Below are 16,562 nucleotides of genomic sequence, written 5' to 3' on the forward strand. Positions count from 1 at the left end.
CCCCCCCACCACCTTGTGTGCAATGGATCTGGAGTCATGGTGTTCACCGTGGGGGCGCGAGCTATCTGCGTCGAGCTGGAGAACTGAGAACCCTCTCAGTCCCTGTTCTCGGCCCGGCTCGGCGTGTGATCTTCCCCCACCTTCCACGACTCTTCCGTGAGGCCATGCCGCCATGCGCTCGACGCAGATCCGCAGCACTTTCACCGACTTCTTCACCTCCTGCGGCCACCAGCAGGTCCCGTCCAGTCCACTGATCCCGGACGACCCCACCCTGCTGCTCGCCAACGCCGGGATGAACCAGTTCAAGCCCTACTTCCTCGGCGAGACTCCGCCCGCCTTCTCCCGCGCCACCAGCATCCAGAAGTGCGCCAGGACCTCCGACATCGACAACGTCGGCCGCACCAACCGGCACGCCACGTTCTTCGAGATGATGGGCAACTTCTCCTTCGGCGACTACTTCAAGGAAGACGCCATCGCTTTCGCCTGGGAACTCCTCACCCAGGGCTACGGGCTGGAGAAGGACAAGCTCTGGATCACCGTCTACGAGGACGACGACGAGGCCGAGCACCTCTGGCGCCGCATCGGGGTCCCCGCCTCCCGCATCCAGCGCCTGGGCATGGAGGACAACTACTGGTCCATGGGCGTCCCCGGCCCCTGCGGCCCCTGCTCGGAGGTCAACTACGACCGTGGCCCCGCCTTCGGCAAGGAAGGCGGCCCTGCCGTTGACGGCGAACGCTACGTCGAGATCTGGAACCTGGTCTTCATGCAGTTCCAGCGCGGCGAGGGCGACAAGAAGGGCAACTTCCCCATCCTCGGCGAACTCGCCAACAAGAGCATCGACACCGGCCTCGGCCTGGACCGCCTCGCCGCGATCCTCCAGGACGCCGAGAACGTCTGCACCACCGACCTGCTGCTCCCCACCATGGACACCGTCCAGAACCTGACCGGCCGCGAGTACCCCGGCCGGGGCGAGGAGAAGGTCTCCTTCCAGGTCGTCACCGAGCATGCCCGATCCATGGCCTTCCTCATCGCCGACGGTGTCCTGCCCGCCAAGGACGGCCGCGGCTACGTCCTGCGGCGCCTGATGCGCCGGGCGATCCGCCACGCTCGACTCCTGGGCATCACCGGGCCGGTCCTCCCTGCCGCCACCGCCAGCGTGATCACCAATCTGGGTGACGTCTGGCCGGAGCTGGCCGCCCAGGCCGCCCTGATCGAGCAGGTCGTCACCGCCGAAGAGGAGTCCTTCACCCGCACCCTGGCCCAGGGAACCCGGCTGCTGGACGCCGCGATCACCCGCACCCGCGAGAGCCGGTCGGCCGCCCTGTCAGGAGAGACCGCCTTCGAGCTGGCCGACACCTTCGGCTTCCCCCTCGAACTCACCGTCGAGGCCGCCCGTGACGCCGGCCTGACTGTCGATGAAGACCGGTTCGCCGTGCTGCTGGAGGAACAGAAGAAGCGCGCGAAGGCCGGAGGCAAGGCCAAGACCACAGAGGCCCTGCGGAAGATGGCCACTTACCGCGAGCTGGCCGCGCAACTGCCGCGCACCGAGTTCCTCGGATACGACCACCTCACCGCCGAGACCACGGTGAAGGGCCTGATCTCCGAAGGGACCGTCGTCACCACCGCCCCCGAGGGCGCCGAGGTCGAACTGGTCCTGGACCGTTCACCGTTCTACGCCGAGGCCGGCGGCCAGATCGGCGACACCGGCACGCTCCGCACCAGCGGCGGCACCCTGCTGCGGATCACCGACACCCGCTACGGCCTGGAAGGCTTCCGCGTCCACACCGCCCGCGTCCTGGAAGGCGAGATCCGTACGGGGGATGGCGGTGAGGCGTCCGTGGACGCCGACCGGCGCAAGGGCCTGATGCGGTCGCACTCAGCCACCCACATCCTTCACGCCGTAGTCCGCGCGACCCTGGGCGACCATGCCGCCCAGCAGGGCTCACTGGTCGAGCCGGACCGGCTGCGGTTCGACTTCGCCCACTTCTCCGCCCTCAACCCCGACCAGCTCGCCCAGATCGAGACGGCCGTCAACGGCCACGTTCTCGACGACCCGGAAGTGCGGGCCTGGCACGCCGACCGTGCCGAGGCCGCAGACGCCATCGCCCTGTTCGGAGAGAAGTACGGCGACACCGTCCGCATCGTCGACATCGGCGACTTCTCCCGCGAACTCTGCGGCGGCACCCACGTCGCCCACGGCTCCCAGGTCGGCACCTTCCGCCTGCTCAGCGAGTCCTCGATCGGCTCCAACCTCCGCCGCGTCGAAGCCCTTACCGGCCACGACACCCTCCGCCACCTCGACACCGAACGCCGCCTGCTGAACGAACTCGCCGGCCTGCTCGGCACCCGACCCACGGAGTCCCCCGACGCCCTGCGCACGCGACTCCAGGCGCTCGCCACAGCCCAGGAACAGCTGTCGAAGCTGCGGGCTGAAGAGCTGCGGCACCAGGCCGCCCTGCTCGGCGACCAGGCCGAGCCGTCCGGCCGTGGCTGGATCGTCGCTCAGCGCATCACCGGTGTCGCCCCGGATGAACTGCGCGGTCTGGCCGCCGACGCGGTCGGCCGTATCCACCGAGGCCCCGCCGTCGTCATCCTCGGCACCGAGCACAACGGCAAGGCCCTGATCGTCGCCGCCATCTCGCACAGCCTCCACCAGGAAGGCGCCGAGGCCGGCCAGATCCTCACCGACGCCGCCCGTACTATCGGCGGCGGCTCCGGCGGACGCGGCCCCCTCGCCAACGCAGGCGGACGCCGCACCGAAGCCCTCGACCAAGCCCTCGCCATCGCGGCCGCCGAAGCCGGGCTGCTCCTGGCCGACGGCTGAGCTCCCGCCCCACAGGTCGACGAAACCCACAGGGGCACCCCGAGTCGCGAACGGCCCCTGTACCGCTACGCGTACACGGACCGCTGATCATCCCTGGTGAGTGACAACTGAAGCCGGGAGTCGCACCGGGTCACCGCCGCACCCTCGGCATGCCCAGCCCGATCCAGGAGATGATCTCCCGCTGGATCTCGTTGTTGCCGCCGCCGAAGGTGAAGATGACGGCGCTGCGGTAGCCGCGTTCGAGGTCGCCGTGGAGGGCCTCGCCCGCCGAGCCCTCCTTGAGGGGGCCCGCGGCGGCGAGGACCTCCATCAGCCAGGCGTAGGCGTCGCGGCGCGCCTCGGAGCCGTAGACCTTGACGGCCGAGGCGTCCTGCGGGGTGAGGGTGCCCCGGTGGAGGGCGTCCACCATCTGCCAGTTGAGCAGCTTCATCGCGTCGAGGCGCAGGTGCGTGCGGGCCAGCCGGCCGCGGACCCAGCCGAGGTCGGCGACGCGGCGGCCGTCGGGCAGCCGGGTGGCCGCCGCCCAGCGCCGGACGTCGCGCAGGGCGCGGATGGCGGTGGTGCCGTGGGCGGCGAGGGTGACGCGCTCGTGGTTGAGCTGGGTGGTGATCAGCCGCCAGCCCTTGTTCTCCTCCCCCACCCGGTTGCGGACGGGGACGCGGACGTCCTCGTAGTACCCGGCGGTCGTGCCGTGGGAGGCGAGGGTGTCGATGGGGGTGCAGGAGTAGCCGGGGGCACCGGTCGGCACGAGGAGGATGCTGATGCCGCGGTGGGGCGGTACGCCGTCCTCGGCGGGCGCGGTGCGCACGGCGAGCCAGATCCAGTCGGCGGTGTCGCCGTTGGTCGTCCAGATCTTCTGTCCGTTGACGACGTAGTCGTCGCCGTCGCGGACCGCGCGGGTCTTCAGCGAGGCGAGGTCCGTGCCCGCGTCGGGCTCGCTGTAGCCGATGGCGAAGTCGATCTCCCCGGAGAGGATCCTGGGCAGGAAGTACGCCTTCTGTTCGGCGGTGCCGTACTGCATGATCGTCGGGCCGACGGTGTTGAGTGCCATGAGCGGCAGGGGCACCCCGGCCTGTGCGGCCTCGTCGAAGAAGACGAACTGTTCCATCAGGGTCATCCCGCTGCCGCCGTACTCCTTCGGCCAGCCCACGCCCAGGCGGCCGTCGGCGCCGAGCCGGCGGATGGTGTCGCGGTAGAAGCGCTTCTGCAGGGCGGGGTCGGTGTGCCGGGCGTAGGCGTTGTCGGGGACGAGGCCGGCGAAGTAGTCCCGCAGTTCGGCGCGGAACCGCCGCTGCTCGGGTGTGTGGCTGAGGTCCATGGGCCCTCCGTAGGGTCGCGCCGTCGCCGCGGGTGACGGCGCACACACTAGAACCCGTTGCAGAAATCCGGAAGGCGCCGGGAACGACGGCGGGCCGGCCGCCACTGGCGACCGGCCCGCTGGTTCCGGTGGGGGCGTCAGCGCCCCGCGTGCTTGCGGTGCCGCCCGCCGGTGGGCGCGGGGCCGCCGCCCGCGGCCCGCCTGCGCCCGCCGGGCACGGTCCCGTGGACGTGCGCCGCGTCGCCCTCGCCCAGCTCGCGGGAGAGTCCGTAGCGCTCCATCAGCGGCAGCCGGTGCAGTCGCGGCAGCGCCCAGGCGTGCCAGACGCCGGTCACGAAGAAGATCGCGGAACCGGCGATCAGCACCGAGCCGAGCGTGTCCGTGGGGTAGTGGGCGCCGACGTACATCCGGGAGAAGGCGACGAGCACCACCGCGAGGACGCCGCAGACCACGGCGGTCCGCCGGTGGCGGCTCTCGCGCAGGAGGAAGTACGCGGCGACCGCCACGGCGACGGTGAAGGCGGTGTGGCCGCTGGGGAAGCTGTTGGAGCCGATCTCGGGGTCGAGCATGAACTCCCGGGGCGGCCGGGGGCGGGCCACGATGGCCTTCGCCAGCTGCGTGCTGTTCCAGCCGATCGCGACGACGAGGAAGGTGGCCACCGCGCGCATCGGCCGCCGCCGCACGAACAGCAGCCAGCCGCTCCAGAGCGCCAGGATCACGACTCCGGCCACGGGTGAGGCCAGGTAGCTGACACCCTCCATCGTGTGATTCAGCCAGCCGGTGCGGAGCTTCTGGATCGTGCGGTCCAGCTGGAGGTCGTGCGGCTGGATCAGATGGGTGTGCGCGGCGACCAGTCCCAGCGTGATCGCGAGCGCGAACAGCAGGATGGAGTTGCGCAACCAGTGGCGCACGTACGGCATGGGTGGGGCGTCCTTTGTATCGGTAGGGCGGTACCGGCACGGCAGTACACGCGCGGGTGACGAGCGCAATGCCGCGCGGGTCGTCGGCACGGCTGTACGCAAAGCTACACGCGACGCCCGCTCGCCCCGTTCCCCCTTCACCGGCCGGACCCCCGGAGTGCGACGGCACGTTACCGTACGCATACGGAAACAGTATCCTCAAACGCCTGCGAAGATCCGGAACGCTGCACCCCGCGCATTCGCGCCCCGTGGGCGGCGGACCCGGCGGCACGCGTACGAGAGAGGGCAGAACACTGACCGGCAGCACACCCCAACGCCCGAAGCGGGGACGGCCGTCCCGGCTGTCGCGCGAGCACATCGTCACCGCCGCCTACGAGATCATCCTCAAGGAGGGCGCGGAGAATCTGACGATGCGCCGGCTGGCCAGTGCGCTGGGGAGCACGGCGATGGCGGTCTATCACCACGTGCGGGACAAGGACGAGTTGCTGACGCTGACCCTCGAGCACGCCGCCCGCGCGCTGCCGCGGCCGGAGCTGCCCGAGGAACCGCGGGAGCGGCTGGCCACGGTCTGCGGGCTGATGCACCAGGCCTTCGTGAGCAACCCGTGGGTGGTCCCCATCGTGGCGCGCGGGGAACTGGTGGACATGCCCGCGGTGTGGATGACGGAGGAGATCGTCGGAGCGCTCGTCGGCTGCGGGCTCAGCCGGGAGCGGGCCGTCGAGGCGCACCGGACGATCTGGTACTACACGGCCGGGCAGATCCTCGCGACCGTGCCACGGCCGGGCGGACCCGGTCTCCCGCCGGCGGCCGCCCCGGCGGAGGCCGAGGGGCGGCACCACTACCTCCGGGGAGTGCGGCACATCCTCGACGGGGTGCTCCCGGCACCCGGTTCCCACTGAGGGCGGCGGCGCAGCTCCTCCGCCCCCGCCCCCGACAGCCGGTCGAGGGCGGCCGGGCGGCCGGTGAGCAGCAGCAGGATCGAGCCGATCGGCCCCTCCACCTCGTGGCCCTCCCCGGCGGCCCACTCGGTGTCCGTCGCGGCGAACCGCAGCCCGTACAGGTTCTTCCGGGCGTGGAAGGGGAAGCCTGTCGTCCAGACGCGGGTGGCGGCGACGGCCGTCGCCTGCGGCGGCATCTCGCGCGGCCTGCCCAGGGGCAGCGCGATGTCCTGGCCGTGCACGAGGACGTCCAGGAGCGGCTCCAGGTGGCTCGTCCCCACGGCGTGGCGGCGGGAGGCGGCCGTGGCGCGGATCTCGGCGGCCAGTGCCGCGGTGGGCCGCCGCGCGGCGTAGCGCCGGGCGGTGTCGCGCACCATGCGGTGGAAGCTGCCCCGCGCCCGTACGAGACCGATCAGCGCGGCGCCGGGGCCGGTGTGCGAGAGGGCGAGGTGGGCGGCGACGTCGCGTACACGCCAGCCCGCGCAGAGGGACGGGCGCTCCCACTCCTCGTCGGAGAGCCGGTCCAGCAGGTCGGCGAGGCTCCGGCGCTCGGCGCCGGTCGTCCGCCAGACCTCTTCCACGTCCATCGCGCTCACCACCATCACGCTCCACACAAAGGAATGACCATTTTAGTCGCCTTTGGGTGTTACGGACACCGCCGGGCGCTCCCTTCAGTCACGCGGAGTGCCGCATGGCCGGATTCCGCCCGCCGCGGTCAACGCGGCTCAACCGGCAGGATGTTGAACGAGTCCTGCTCCGTGCACTGTCGATCGAAGTGGAGGGGTCGTAGAGCATGAAGGTACGCACGATTCACAGAGCACTGGTGGGCGCGCTGGTCACCGCCGCGGTGACCGCGACCGCCCTCACCGCACCCGCCTCGGCCGCGACGGGCCGCGGCACCGACCCGCACGCCGCCACCCGGGCCGCGATGGAGGCGCAGGTCCAGGCCGGGGTGCCGGGGGTGCTGGGGAGCAGCGTGGGAGAGGACGGGGTCTGGCAGGGGTCCGCCGGGGTCGCCGACCGCATCACACAGCGGCCGCGCGAGGCGCAGGACCGCTTCCGGGTCGGCAGCATCACCAAGGCGTTCGTCTCCGTCGTCCTCCTCCAGCAGGAGGCCGAGGGCAGGATCCGGCTCGACGACACGGTCGAGCACTGGCTGCCGGGCGTGGTCCGCGGCCATGGCCACGACGGGCGCGGCATCACGGTCCGTCAACTCCTCAACCACACCAGCGGGATCTACAACTACACCGAGGACCCGGAGCTCCTCAAGACGCTGACCACGGACTTCGACCGGCACCGCTTCGACATCCACACGCCGCGGCAGCTGGTGGACATCGCCATGACCCACGCGCCGGACTTCGGGCCCGGCAAGGGCTGGCACTACTCCAACACCAACTACGTCCTCGCCGGCATGATCGCGGGAAAGGTGTCCGGCCGCTCGTACGCCTCCGAGATCACCCGGCGCGTCATCGAGCCCCTGCGCCTGCGGGCCACGACGCTGCCGGGCACCTCGCCGTGGATGCCGGACCCGCACGGGCGGGCGTACGGCAAGCCGGACACCGCACCGGACGCGAAGATCCGCGACGTCACCGAATTCAACCCCTCGTGGGCGTCCTCCGCGGGCGAGATCATCTCCACCACCGGCGACCTCAACCGCTTCTACCACGCGCTGCTCGGCGGGAAGCTCCTCCCGGAGCGTCAGCAGCGGGAGTTGCTCACCACGGTGCCGACGGGAAGCCCCGGGTTCACGTACGGCCTGGGTGTCCTCACCGGGACGCTGTCGTGCGGGGTGCAGGTGTGGGCGCACGACGGCGGGATCCCCGGATCGACGTCGGTCGTCGCCTCGACGCCGGACGGACGGCACACCGCGGCGTTCAATTTCAACGCGGACTGGACGGGCGACACCAGCGCCCTGATCGAGGCGGAGTACTGCGGCAAGGCGCCCGGCACCACGCCGTCGCCCCTGTCGGCGGCGCTGGCGGCGATGCACTGACCGTGCGCTGACCATGCAAAGAGGCTCCTGCCGGACGTCCGGCAGGAGCCTCCTTCCGTCATGGGCCGGATCAGCCCTGGCAGAGGCCGCGCTCGTAGTCGAACGTGGCGCTCGCCTTCGAGTACTGCCACTGCGGGGCGAGCAGCTTGGCGTCGAGCTGCTTGGCCGCCTCCGGGCTCTCCACGATGTATCCGAAGTCCTGGAGCCAGGACGGGTACAGGTTCTTGGAGCCGATGTAGAAGGCGGAGTCGTCCACGGAGACCAGCTTGTGGTGCTGCGCGTACGGCTTGCCGTCGGCCCACTTGGCGCTGTCGGAGCTACGGGCGGTGGCGAGCTGGAGGTTGGAGCACATCGCCGCCTTGGCGCCCTGCTGCCCGCCGGTGATCAGCGCGAGGCGGTTGCGCAGCAGGTCGCTGATCTCGGACAGGGACTTGATCTGCGAGTAGCCGCCGCTGCCGACGGCGCCGCGGTTGGCGGGGTCGCTGACCACGATGCGGACCTTCACCCCGGCGGCCATCTTCGCGGCGATGGCGTCGTAGAGGCGGACGTCGTAGCGCGGAAGCGGCGGGCAGGTGGCGTTGAGGTCCTGCTGGGAGATCTCGACGTGCTTCTTCGCGCTGCCGACGAGCGCGCGCAGGGCGCTCTCCTCGGGGTTGGCGGTGTCGTAGTCGCGGTCGGCGTTGGTGTTGTCGTGCAGGCCCACGACGCACTTGGTGTCGGAGGCGCTCGGCAGGTCCGGGCGGAAGGACGAGGACGCGTCCTTGTCCTTGATGCCGACGCCGAGGCCGCCGACGGCGATCACCGGCACATCGCCCGTGGCGGGGACCGTCTTGGGGTTCGCGTCCTTCTGCAGCGTCGGCATGCAGTCGGCGCCGTTGGAGGAGGCGAACCAGACGCTCGCGACGTTGCTCTTGTTCTGGCACGTCCAGGACCAGAGCTGGTCCAGGTAGCGGCCCGCGGAACCGGCGGCGGGGCCGGTCAGCGCGAGGTCGACGTCCGACACCGGGTGGGCGGTGTCGACGTAGTCGTCCTTCCAGCCGTTGATGCCGCCGGTGATCGCCGACTGGCCGTCCACGACGAGGAGCTTGGAGTGATTCCACGAGAAGGCGGTCTTCGACGTGGTCATCGACGCGACGTTCAGCGTGATGTCGCCCGCGGCCTTGCCCAGCTTGGAATTGAGCTCGTCACGGTATTTCGACGGCACCACGTTCAAGTGGTAGACCGGGGCGGCGCCGACGAGGATCCGGACCTTCAGCTTGTTGCCGGATTCGGCGGCGGACTTGAGACCGGCGACGATCGCGTCCTGGAACGCGCCGTTGGGGAAGGGCGCGAGCGTGGATATGTCGACCGTGCGCTTCGCCTTGGAGATGTTCTCGGTCATCTTGGCGAGCAGCCGCTTCGTGCCCGGGCGTTCGGCGCACTTGTCGTCGCCCCAGCAGCCGGGGGTCTGGAGCAGCCAGTCGGCCGGGTCGGCGGCGGAGGCGTCCAGCTTGTTGCCGCTGGTCCGCTCCCACACGTCGCCTTCGAGCCCCGGCGAGACCTGACGGAGCGTCTGCTCCACGGCGTCGAGGTGCGGGGTGCCCTGCCCGTCGGCGGAGTCAGCGAGGGCCGGTGAGGCGGGCAGCACGGCGAGCGCGATGGCCGAGGCCGCCGCGCACCCTGCGAGACGGTTTAAACGGCGGAGCCGGTGGCGAGCCAATTTTTGCATCCTTATCGAGGTATCAAGTGATCAACACCTCGAAACTACCAGCTCCAAGGGGTCGCGCCGTCCCTCCGCCGAAGGGTGCGGACCCCCCGTACGGCTGCCCGGAAAATCGTGCTTGCGGGCCTTGACAAGCACGGGAATCCACCGCTTTCACGGGCGGGCAACCCCGAGAGCCGTCAGGGGTATTCGTACATCTCTCGTATGACCCGGCGTCCGATGACCGGTCCTCAGATGGACGGCACACCGACTCCTGGACGGATGCCGCCCCGCCGCCCCCGGCCATAGCTTCGTGATCAGCGGCTGACCCGCCGTCGATCGACCCGAAGTGAGGCACACACCATGTACGGCAAGGCATTCGCACCCGAGTACCGGGGGTCACTGGGCGGCCTCTCGGTGAACGCCTCGCTCGAAGAGGTCCTGGAGACGGCCCTGACACGGCGCCGGGAGGCCGAACTCCAGGGCGCCGCCCTGGAGTCCGCGCACGCCGGGCTCGCCGTCGCCGAGGCGTGCCGGCGGCTGGGCCGCGTCGCGGAGGCGGAGGCCGCGTGGAAGGCCAGCTACCGGGCCGCGCGGCGGGCCGGGGACCGCGGGGCGATGGCCTGGGCGGTGTGGAGCGGCGGGACCCTCGCCCGGCAGCGCGGCGCCCTCGCCCTGGCCTGGCGGTGGCTCTCGCTGGCCGCCGAACTCGCCGAGCGGGGCGGCGACGTCGTCGCCCGCGGCTACTCGCTCGCCGGGCTCGCCGAGACGGGCCGCATACAGGGGGACTACCAGGCCGTCGGCGAGCTGCACGAGAAGCTCCTCGCGGAGGCCAGACGGCGCGGCGAGGCCCGGCACACGGTGTGGGCGCTGGAGGGCATCGCGCAGATGCACCGCAACACCGGTTCGTACGACACGGCCCTGGCGATGTTCGAGGAGGCGGCCGCGATAGCCGGCGGCGCCGACGACGCCCGGGGCCGCGCCTGGGCGCTGCGGGGCATAGCGGACGTGCTGTCCGTGCGGGGCGAGACCGGGCGGGCGCTGGCCCTGCTGTCGGAGGCGGAGGCCACCTGCCGGGAGATGCGGCTGGTGAGCGCGTTGGCGTACAACCACAAGATGCGCGGCAACGTCTTCTTCCGCGCGGGGCGTTACGCGGAGGCCGAAGCGTGTTACAGCGGCGCCCTGGAGGAGTTCCGGGCCATGGACGAGCCACGCGGCGCGGCACTCGCCCGGCTGGGGTGGGTCAAGGCCCGCGCCCGGCTGGGCCGCGACACCGCGGAGACCGCCGCCGACCTCGACGAGCTCCACCGCACGCTCGGCGGGATCGGCCTGCTGCACGCCCGGGACATGGTCGACAAGGCCCGTGCGGAGCTCGGCGTCCTGGCCGCCGGCTGACCGCGCCCGTCCTCGTCCCGCTGTACCCGAACCGGTCCACCACAGGAGCTTCCATGACCACGCACGCCGGACCACGGACGACCGCGCCCGGCGCCCTCGCACGCTGCCGGGCATCGGTCGAACCCGCGCTCAGGGCGGCCGTAGCGAGCCTGCACCCCCAGCCGCGCCGGATGGCGTCGTTCTCGCTCGGCTGGTGCGACGCCGACGGCACGCCGAGCACGGGCTCCGGCGGCAAGGGCGTACGGCAGGCGCTCGCCGTCCTCGCCACCGAGGCGGTGGGCGCGCCCGCGGAACTGGCCGTGCCCGCCGCGGTCGCCGTGGAGCTGATCCACACCTTCTCGCTCGTCCACGACGACATCATGGACGGTGACGAGCGGCGGCGGCACCGGGACACCGTGTGGAAGGCGTTCGGCACGGGACCGGCGGTGCTGACGGGCGACGCGCTCTTCGCCCTCGGGGTGCGGACGCTGGCCGTGGCCGGTGGGGAGCACGGCGCCACGGCCGTGTGCCGGCTCGCCGAGACCCTGGGCGATCTGGTCCACGGCCAGGCCGACGACCTGCTCTTCGAGACCCGGCCGTGGACGGGGCCCGGGGCGGTGGGCCTTGCCGACTACCGGGCCATGGCGGACCGCAAGACGGGGGCCCTGCTCGGGTGCGCGATGGCGCTGGGGCCGGTGCTCGCGGGTGCCGCGCCGCCGGTGGTGGGCGCACTGTCGGAGGCGGGGCGGCAGTTGGGGCTGGCGTTCCAGGTGGTCGACGACCTGCTCGGGATCTGGGGCGACCCACAGGCCACGGGCAAGCCGGTCCACAGCGATCTGCACCGCCGGAAGAAGACGCTGCCCGTGCTGGCCGCGATGGCCCTGGACGAGAAGGCGGCCGAGCGGCTCGGCCGGCTGCTCGGCTCACCGGGGCCGCTGTCCACCACCGACGCGGAGCGCGCGGCCGCGATCGTGGAAGGAGCGGGCGGCAGGGACTTCGCCCTGGAGGACGCCCGCCGCCAGGTGGCCGCCGCGCGCGACTGCCTGACCGCGATGCCGCTGGAGGAGAGCGCGACGCGGGAGATCGTGGCGCTCTCGGAATACTTCCTGGACCGGCAGCTGTGAGGCGCGGAGGGGCCCCTCCGGGGTCCGGGCCTAGCCGTTCCGACCCGCCTCCCGCGAGGACGAGGGCAACGGCGCCGCCTCGCACGCGATGTCGTGCGAGGGCATCGTGCCCTTGATGAGGTAGTCGTTCACGACGGAGTCCACGCAGGCGCTCCCGTCCTGGTACTGGCCATGGTCGCCGCCGTCGACCGTGACCAGCCGCGACCCCCGCAGCCCCCGGTGCGCGCGCACCGCGCCCTCGTAGTACGTCGCCGGGTCGTGGCGGCCGTTGACCATCAGGACGGGCGGCAGCCCCTTGCCGGTGACCTTGATCTGCGGCGCCTTGGCCTCGGGCCAGTTGGCGCAGACGGCGGTGTACGTCAGCTCCCGGGCGCCGGCGAGCGGGTACTTCTCGCTGTCCTCGGCCGCGCTCTTCGTCCACTGGCCGATGTCGCGGTTCCACGGGGTGTCGGTGCACGTCACCGAGAAGAACTCGGCGAAGAAGTCCGCGCTCGGGGACTGGCCGAAGCCCTTGTCGATCATCGCCCGCTCCTCGGCGGTCGCCCGGTCCCAGTGGTCGAGGACGGCGAGCGACTTCGCCAGGCCGGGGAAGTTCGCCCCGTTGTACATCGCCGAGATCACGACGCTGTCGAGCCGGTTGGGGTCGACGAGGGCCTTGCCCCCGGCGATCGGCAGCGGGTGGTCCCGCAGTCGGCCGCGCAGCTTCTCGTACTTCGCCCGGGCCTCGGCGGCGGTGCTCCCGTAGTGGTAGGTGCCGTCGTTCTTCGCGAGCCAGGGCAGGAAGTCCTGCTCGAAGCGGCGCTGGAAGCTCATCGGCTGGCCCTTCTCGTGCCCCTCCCAGGTGCCGGTGAAGTCGATGTTGCTGTCCAGCACGACGCGTTCGACGCGCTGCGGGAACTCCGTCGCGTAGTAGGCGCCGATCACCGTGGCGTAGGAGGGGCCGTAGTAGGAGACCTTCTTCTCGCCCAGCAGCGCGCGGTAGAGGTCCATGTCGTGGACGGTCTGGTCGGTGGTGATGTAGTTCATCAGGTCGCCGCTGCGCGCGCGGCAGCTGTCGACGAACTTGCGGGCGTTGTCCAGTTCGCGCTGCACGGCCGCGGGCGAGCGGTCCCGGGAGTCGCCGTCGAAGTAGCCCTGGAACTCGGCGTCGGTCTCGCACCGCACCCGCGAGCTCTGTCCGACGCCGCGCTGGTCGAAGCTCACCACGTCGTAGGCCGCGCCGATCCCGGGCGACTTCTTGACCAGGGTCGCCGGGCGCAGCAGCCCCTGCCCGCCCGGACCGCCCGCGGCCATCATCAGCACGCCGCGGCGCCGTGCCGGATCGCTCGCCCGCTGCCGCGAGACCGCGATGGTGAGGTCCTCGCCGGTGCCCGGGTGGTACCAGTCGCGTGGGACCTTCATCTGCGCGCACTCCAGCGAGTCCCCCTGCCGGCAGGGCTGCCACGCGAGCTTCTGCGCGGTGTAGCGCTCGGGTACGGGCGGGGGGCCGGGGGTCCTCGCGGCCGCGGTGGCCGCCGGGAGCACCGCGGCCGCGATCGCCGTCGCCACCGCACCCGTCACCGCGGAGCGGGTCCACCGCGACTTCCTGAGCTCGAACATCGTTCCTCCTGAGGTGTTTTCGCTGCACCTCAGATGCTCCTGTGCGGGAAGATCGCGGTCGATCCCACTGGCATCCGTTCCGGGGGTGGCACCAGTTGCACCCCTGGGGGGCGGATCAGTCCCAGGGGTTGGCGCGCTGGTCGTTGATGGCGGTCCACAGGCGGGTGCCCGCGGGCAGGTCGCCGTACGCCCAGAACGACCAGCCGCCGGTCGCGCCGAGGTCCGGCCCGTAGTGCCCGTCGTGGAACTCGGCCATCCGCCAGCCGGCGCCGAACTCGGCCTGGCAGACGCTGTCCGCGGCGGTCCGGCTGTTGAGGCGCGAGCCGCGTACGGGTCTGCTGGCCGCCACCGTGCCCTGGGCCCAGCCCGCGTAGAAGTCGGGGGTGATGCCGTCGGGCACGGGGCTGCCGTCGACCTTCAGGCAGAGCACGGGCCGGACCGCGCTCGCCGGGGTGTCGCCCCGGTACGGGTCGCTCGGGGTGCCGCCGAGGCCGCCGACGTGGACCGTTCCGTCGGGTCCCTGGGCGATCGCCGCCCAGGTCAGTCCGGGGTGGGTGGCGGGCGGGGCGGCGTGCGCGGCGGTGGGAACGGAGAGGAGCGCGGTCGTGGCGAGGACGGCCGCGGCGAGGGCCGAGGCCGGCTTGGTGAGGCGCGTGGTGTGGGCGGAGCGCATGGCGGATCCTCACGGGTGGGGTGAATGGAGGTCAGGCGCCGTTCCGAGGTGTCGGGGCTGAGCATTCTGTACGCCCTTCACCTGGTCTCCACAGTCGGTTACCGGACATCCACCACCCCTTGCCCGTCCGCTACTTGAGGATGGTCACCTCCGGATACGCCGTGGACGGCCGGTCGAGCAGCGGGCTCGGCCGGCCGCGCAACTGCCGGTCGAGGAAGGCGGCCACGTACGCCCTGGTGAGCGCGGTCGCGCGGGCGCCGCCCAGGGTGCCGAACTGGCCCGGGACCTGCTCCGGCGGGATCTGGGCGGGCCGCCCGAAGCGGTCCACGATCCAGGGGACGTCGGTGAAGGTCATGTGTCCGCCGTCGGGCACGTCGAGCCAGCGCTTCCAGCCCGTCAGGTGGGACCAGTTCCGCTCCCAGTCGCCCCGGGAGTCCTCGGTGTCCCGGCCCCGCTGGGCGCCCAGCAGCAGGACCGGCCGGTTCAGGCCCTTGGCGGGCGGATCGAGGAAGAAGTCGCCGTCGAGGTTGACCGCCGCGTCCACCCGCGGGTCCTCGCGCATCGTCTCGACGGCGCTCGCGCCGCCGATGGAGTGCCCCACGACGGCGATCCGGTGCCGGTCGACGCGCAGTTCACTGCCGGGGCCGGTGAGCCGGTCGAGCAGGAACCGGATGTCCTGGGCCCGGTTCCGCACAACGGCGTCGAGGTCCGGCTTCTCGCAGATCAGGCAGGGTTCGATGCGGCCGCCGGGGAATTCCACCGGCGCCTCGTAGGTGTGGTCGAGCGCGGCGACCGCGTAGCCGCGGGAGGCGAGGTCCTCGCCCAGTGCGGTGAGGGTCAGGCGGCTCATCTGGAAGCCCGGCGACAGGACGACGAGCGGACGGGCCACGGGCGCGGGGCGCGCACCGGCGACGGCATGGGTGCGTACACCGCTCAGCACATCGCTGCCCAGCATCGCCTTCGACAGCGCGGCCGACATGTAGGGCGCCCTGCCGGCCCGGGACGGCAGGGCCGGATACCAGAGCGAGACCATGAGTTCGCGGTGGCCCGCGGAGGGTTTCCAGGGGTCTGGGCGTGAAGTGTCGACGAGGTGCAGGGTCTTCGTGCCGAGCGGTTGCCGCGTCGTCGGCGCGGGCGTCTCGACGGCGGACCGGCCCGGGGAGTCCGCCGCGACGGCCGGTGCGGCGGGCGCGGCGAAGGCCAGCAGGAGCGCGGCGGCCACGAAGGACCGCCGTGATGTCTTCCGGTGCGGAAGCGATGCTCTTCTCAACATGATCGACACGGTACGGACCTCGGTCGCAGGCCCGTCGGGCCGGTCCCCCGCTCAGAGCGAGCGGGCGGCGCCGCCGTCGATGCGGATGGATTCGCCGTTGATGTACGCGGCCGCGTCGGAGACCAGGAAGGCCGCGAGCTTGCCGATCTCCGCGACCGTCGCGTAGCGGCCGGCGGGGATGCGGGCGAGGAACTCGGGCTGTTCGGGCCAGCTGTCGACGTAGCCGGGCATGATGCTGTTCATGCGGATGCCCTTGGCCGCGTAGCGGTCGGCGTACAGCTTGGTGAACGATGTGAGGGCCGCGCGCAGGCTGGAGTTGACGGGGATCATCCCGAGCGGCTCGAAGGCGGTGTACGAGGAGAGGTTGACGAACGCGCCTCCCCCGGCCCGCTCCATGTGCGGGGTGACGAGCCTGGCCATCCGTACGACGCCGAGCAGCAGCATGTCGAGCCCGGCGTGCCAGTCCTCGTCGGTGACGTCGAGCAGGTCGTCGTTCCTCGCGTGCCCCGCGCCGTTGACCACCGCGTCGATCCGGCCGTAGCGCTCCAGGGTGCCGTCGACGAGGCGCGCGAGGTCGGCGGGCGCGGTGAGCGAGCCGGTCATCGCCATGGCGCCGAGGTCGCGGGCGAGGTCGTGGACGCCTTCGTCGATGTCGAGGAGGGCGAGCCGGTGCCCGGCCTCGGCCAGTTCGGACGCCATGCCGCGACCTATCCCGGAAGCGGCGGCGGTGACGATGGCGACGGGATTCATGGGGTGCCTTCCGGGCAGGTCTCGGTACGACGGTACGAAATAAACCGTATAATCGAACGGAAGGGTCGGGCAAATCGGTCAGTACGAGATGTCTC

The 16,562-nt window shown here is 71.7% G+C and carries 13 protein-coding genes; 5 read left to right on the forward strand and 8 right to left on the reverse strand.

Features of this window, described 5'->3' with window-relative positions:
- Nucleotides 1-172 precede the first annotated feature (172 nt).
- Nucleotides 173-2,824: an alanine--tRNA ligase gene (gene alaS, locus ABD269_RS17780; RefSeq protein ID WP_344118910.1), complete on the forward strand. Its 2,652-nt coding sequence runs from the start codon at nucleotides 173-175 to the stop codon at nucleotides 2,822-2,824.
- 130 nt (nucleotides 2,825-2,954) lie between these two features.
- Here the strand turns inward: alaS and ABD269_RS17785 are convergent, their stop codons facing one another.
- Nucleotides 2,955-4,142, reverse strand: coding sequence for an acyl-CoA dehydrogenase family protein (locus ABD269_RS17785; protein WP_344118912.1), 1,188 nt, complete (start codon nucleotides 4,140-4,142; stop codon nucleotides 2,955-2,957).
- Between the two features lie 137 nt (nucleotides 4,143-4,279).
- Nucleotides 4,280-5,062 carry a phosphatase PAP2 family protein gene (locus ABD269_RS17790; RefSeq protein WP_344118914.1) on the reverse strand — a complete coding sequence of 261 codons (783 nt, stop codon included), beginning with the start codon at nucleotides 5,060-5,062 and terminating at the stop codon, nucleotides 4,280-4,282.
- 248 nt (nucleotides 5,063-5,310) lie between these two features.
- Here ABD269_RS17790 and ABD269_RS17795 point away from each other — a divergent pair, with 248 nt between their 5' ends.
- Nucleotides 5,311-5,961 (forward strand): TetR/AcrR family transcriptional regulator, encoded by a 651-nt coding sequence (locus ABD269_RS17795; protein ID WP_344118916.1) that lies wholly within the window; start codon nucleotides 5,311-5,313, stop codon nucleotides 5,959-5,961.
- Here the strand turns inward: ABD269_RS17795 and ABD269_RS17800 are convergent.
- Nucleotides 5,901-6,602, reverse strand: a complete 702-nt coding sequence (locus ABD269_RS17800; RefSeq protein WP_344118919.1) for a maleylpyruvate isomerase family mycothiol-dependent enzyme — start codon at nucleotides 6,600-6,602, stop codon at nucleotides 5,901-5,903. The genes ABD269_RS17795 and ABD269_RS17800 overlap by 61 nt on opposite strands.
- Nucleotides 6,603-6,793: 191 nt before the next feature.
- Between ABD269_RS17800 and ABD269_RS17805 the strand changes: the two genes are divergently transcribed.
- Entirely contained in the window at nucleotides 6,794-7,993 is a 1,200-nt protein-coding gene (locus ABD269_RS17805) for a serine hydrolase domain-containing protein (RefSeq protein ID WP_344118921.1), read from the forward strand.
- Between the two features lie 70 nt (nucleotides 7,994-8,063).
- On the opposite strand, the gene ABD269_RS17810 is transcribed toward ABD269_RS17805, so the two are convergent.
- Nucleotides 8,064-9,692 (reverse strand): phospholipase D-like domain-containing protein, encoded by a 1,629-nt coding sequence (locus tag ABD269_RS17810; RefSeq protein ID WP_344118923.1) that lies wholly within the window; start codon nucleotides 9,690-9,692, stop codon nucleotides 8,064-8,066.
- Nucleotides 9,693-10,037: 345 nt separating this feature from the next.
- Here ABD269_RS17810 and ABD269_RS17815 point away from each other — a divergent pair, with 345 nt between their 5' ends.
- A complete protein-coding gene (locus tag ABD269_RS17815) occupies nucleotides 10,038-11,069 on the forward strand; it encodes a tetratricopeptide repeat protein (RefSeq protein ID WP_344118925.1) in 1,032 nt (343 codons plus the stop codon).
- A 53-nt stretch (nucleotides 11,070-11,122) separates the two neighbouring features.
- On the forward strand, nucleotides 11,123-12,172 hold the full coding sequence (locus ABD269_RS17820; RefSeq protein WP_344118927.1) for a polyprenyl synthetase family protein: 1,050 nt from the start codon (nucleotides 11,123-11,125) through the stop codon (nucleotides 12,170-12,172).
- A gap of 30 nt (nucleotides 12,173-12,202) precedes the next feature.
- Here ABD269_RS17820 and ABD269_RS17825 read toward each other — a convergent pair whose 3' ends face one another.
- From ABD269_RS17825 to ABD269_RS17840, 4 genes are all read right to left on the reverse strand, one after another.
- Nucleotides 12,203-13,771 carry an alpha/beta hydrolase gene (locus tag ABD269_RS17825; RefSeq protein WP_344118929.1) on the reverse strand — a complete coding sequence of 523 codons (1,569 nt, stop codon included), beginning with the start codon at nucleotides 13,769-13,771 and terminating at the stop codon, nucleotides 12,203-12,205.
- Nucleotides 13,772-13,886: 115 nt separating this feature from the next.
- Nucleotides 13,887-14,444, reverse strand: coding sequence for a hypothetical protein (locus ABD269_RS17830; RefSeq protein ID WP_344118931.1), 558 nt, complete (start codon nucleotides 14,442-14,444; stop codon nucleotides 13,887-13,889).
- 130 nt (nucleotides 14,445-14,574) lie between these two features.
- Nucleotides 14,575-15,717 (reverse strand): alpha/beta hydrolase family protein, encoded by a 1,143-nt coding sequence (locus tag ABD269_RS17835; protein ID WP_344118933.1) that lies wholly within the window; start codon nucleotides 15,715-15,717, stop codon nucleotides 14,575-14,577.
- Between the two features lie 51 nt (nucleotides 15,718-15,768).
- On the reverse strand, nucleotides 15,769-16,467 hold the full coding sequence (locus ABD269_RS17840) for an SDR family oxidoreductase (RefSeq protein ID WP_344118935.1): 699 nt from the start codon (nucleotides 16,465-16,467) through the stop codon (nucleotides 15,769-15,771).
- Nucleotides 16,468-16,562: the final 95 nt, after the last annotated feature.

This window comes from Streptomyces blastmyceticus (genome assembly GCF_039521185.1).
Classification (GTDB): Bacteria; Actinomycetota; Actinomycetes; order Streptomycetales; family Streptomycetaceae; genus Streptomyces; species Streptomyces blastmyceticus.

Bases quoted from the DNA above. Each gene is read 5' to 3' on its own strand.
- alaS (WP_344118910.1), top strand. From the start codon at position 173: ATGCGCTCGACGCAGATCCGCAGCACTTTCACCGACTTCTTCACCTCC.
- ABD269_RS17785 (WP_344118912.1), bottom strand. From the start codon at position 4,142: ATGGACCTCAGCCACACACCCGAGCAGCGGCGGTTCCGCGCCGAACTG.
- ABD269_RS17790 (WP_344118914.1), bottom strand. From the start codon at position 5,062: ATGCCGTACGTGCGCCACTGGTTGCGCAACTCCATCCTGCTGTTCGCG.
- ABD269_RS17800 (WP_344118919.1), bottom strand. From the start codon at position 6,602: ATGGTGGTGAGCGCGATGGACGTGGAAGAGGTCTGGCGGACGACCGGC.
- ABD269_RS17805 (WP_344118921.1), top strand. From the start codon at position 6,794: ATGAAGGTACGCACGATTCACAGAGCACTGGTGGGCGCGCTGGTCACC.
- ABD269_RS17815 (WP_344118925.1), top strand. From the start codon at position 10,038: ATGTACGGCAAGGCATTCGCACCCGAGTACCGGGGGTCACTGGGCGGC.
- ABD269_RS17820 (WP_344118927.1), top strand. From the start codon at position 11,123: ATGACCACGCACGCCGGACCACGGACGACCGCGCCCGGCGCCCTCGCA.
- ABD269_RS17825 (WP_344118929.1), bottom strand. From the start codon at position 13,771: ATGTTCGAGCTCAGGAAGTCGCGGTGGACCCGCTCCGCGGTGACGGGT.
- ABD269_RS17830 (WP_344118931.1), bottom strand. From the start codon at position 14,444: ATGCGCTCCGCCCACACCACGCGCCTCACCAAGCCGGCCTCGGCCCTC.
- ABD269_RS17835 (WP_344118933.1), bottom strand. From the start codon at position 15,717: ATGTTGAGAAGAGCATCGCTTCCGCACCGGAAGACATCACGGCGGTCC.
- ABD269_RS17840 (WP_344118935.1), bottom strand. From the start codon at position 16,467: ATGAATCCCGTCGCCATCGTCACCGCCGCCGCTTCCGGGATAGGTCGC.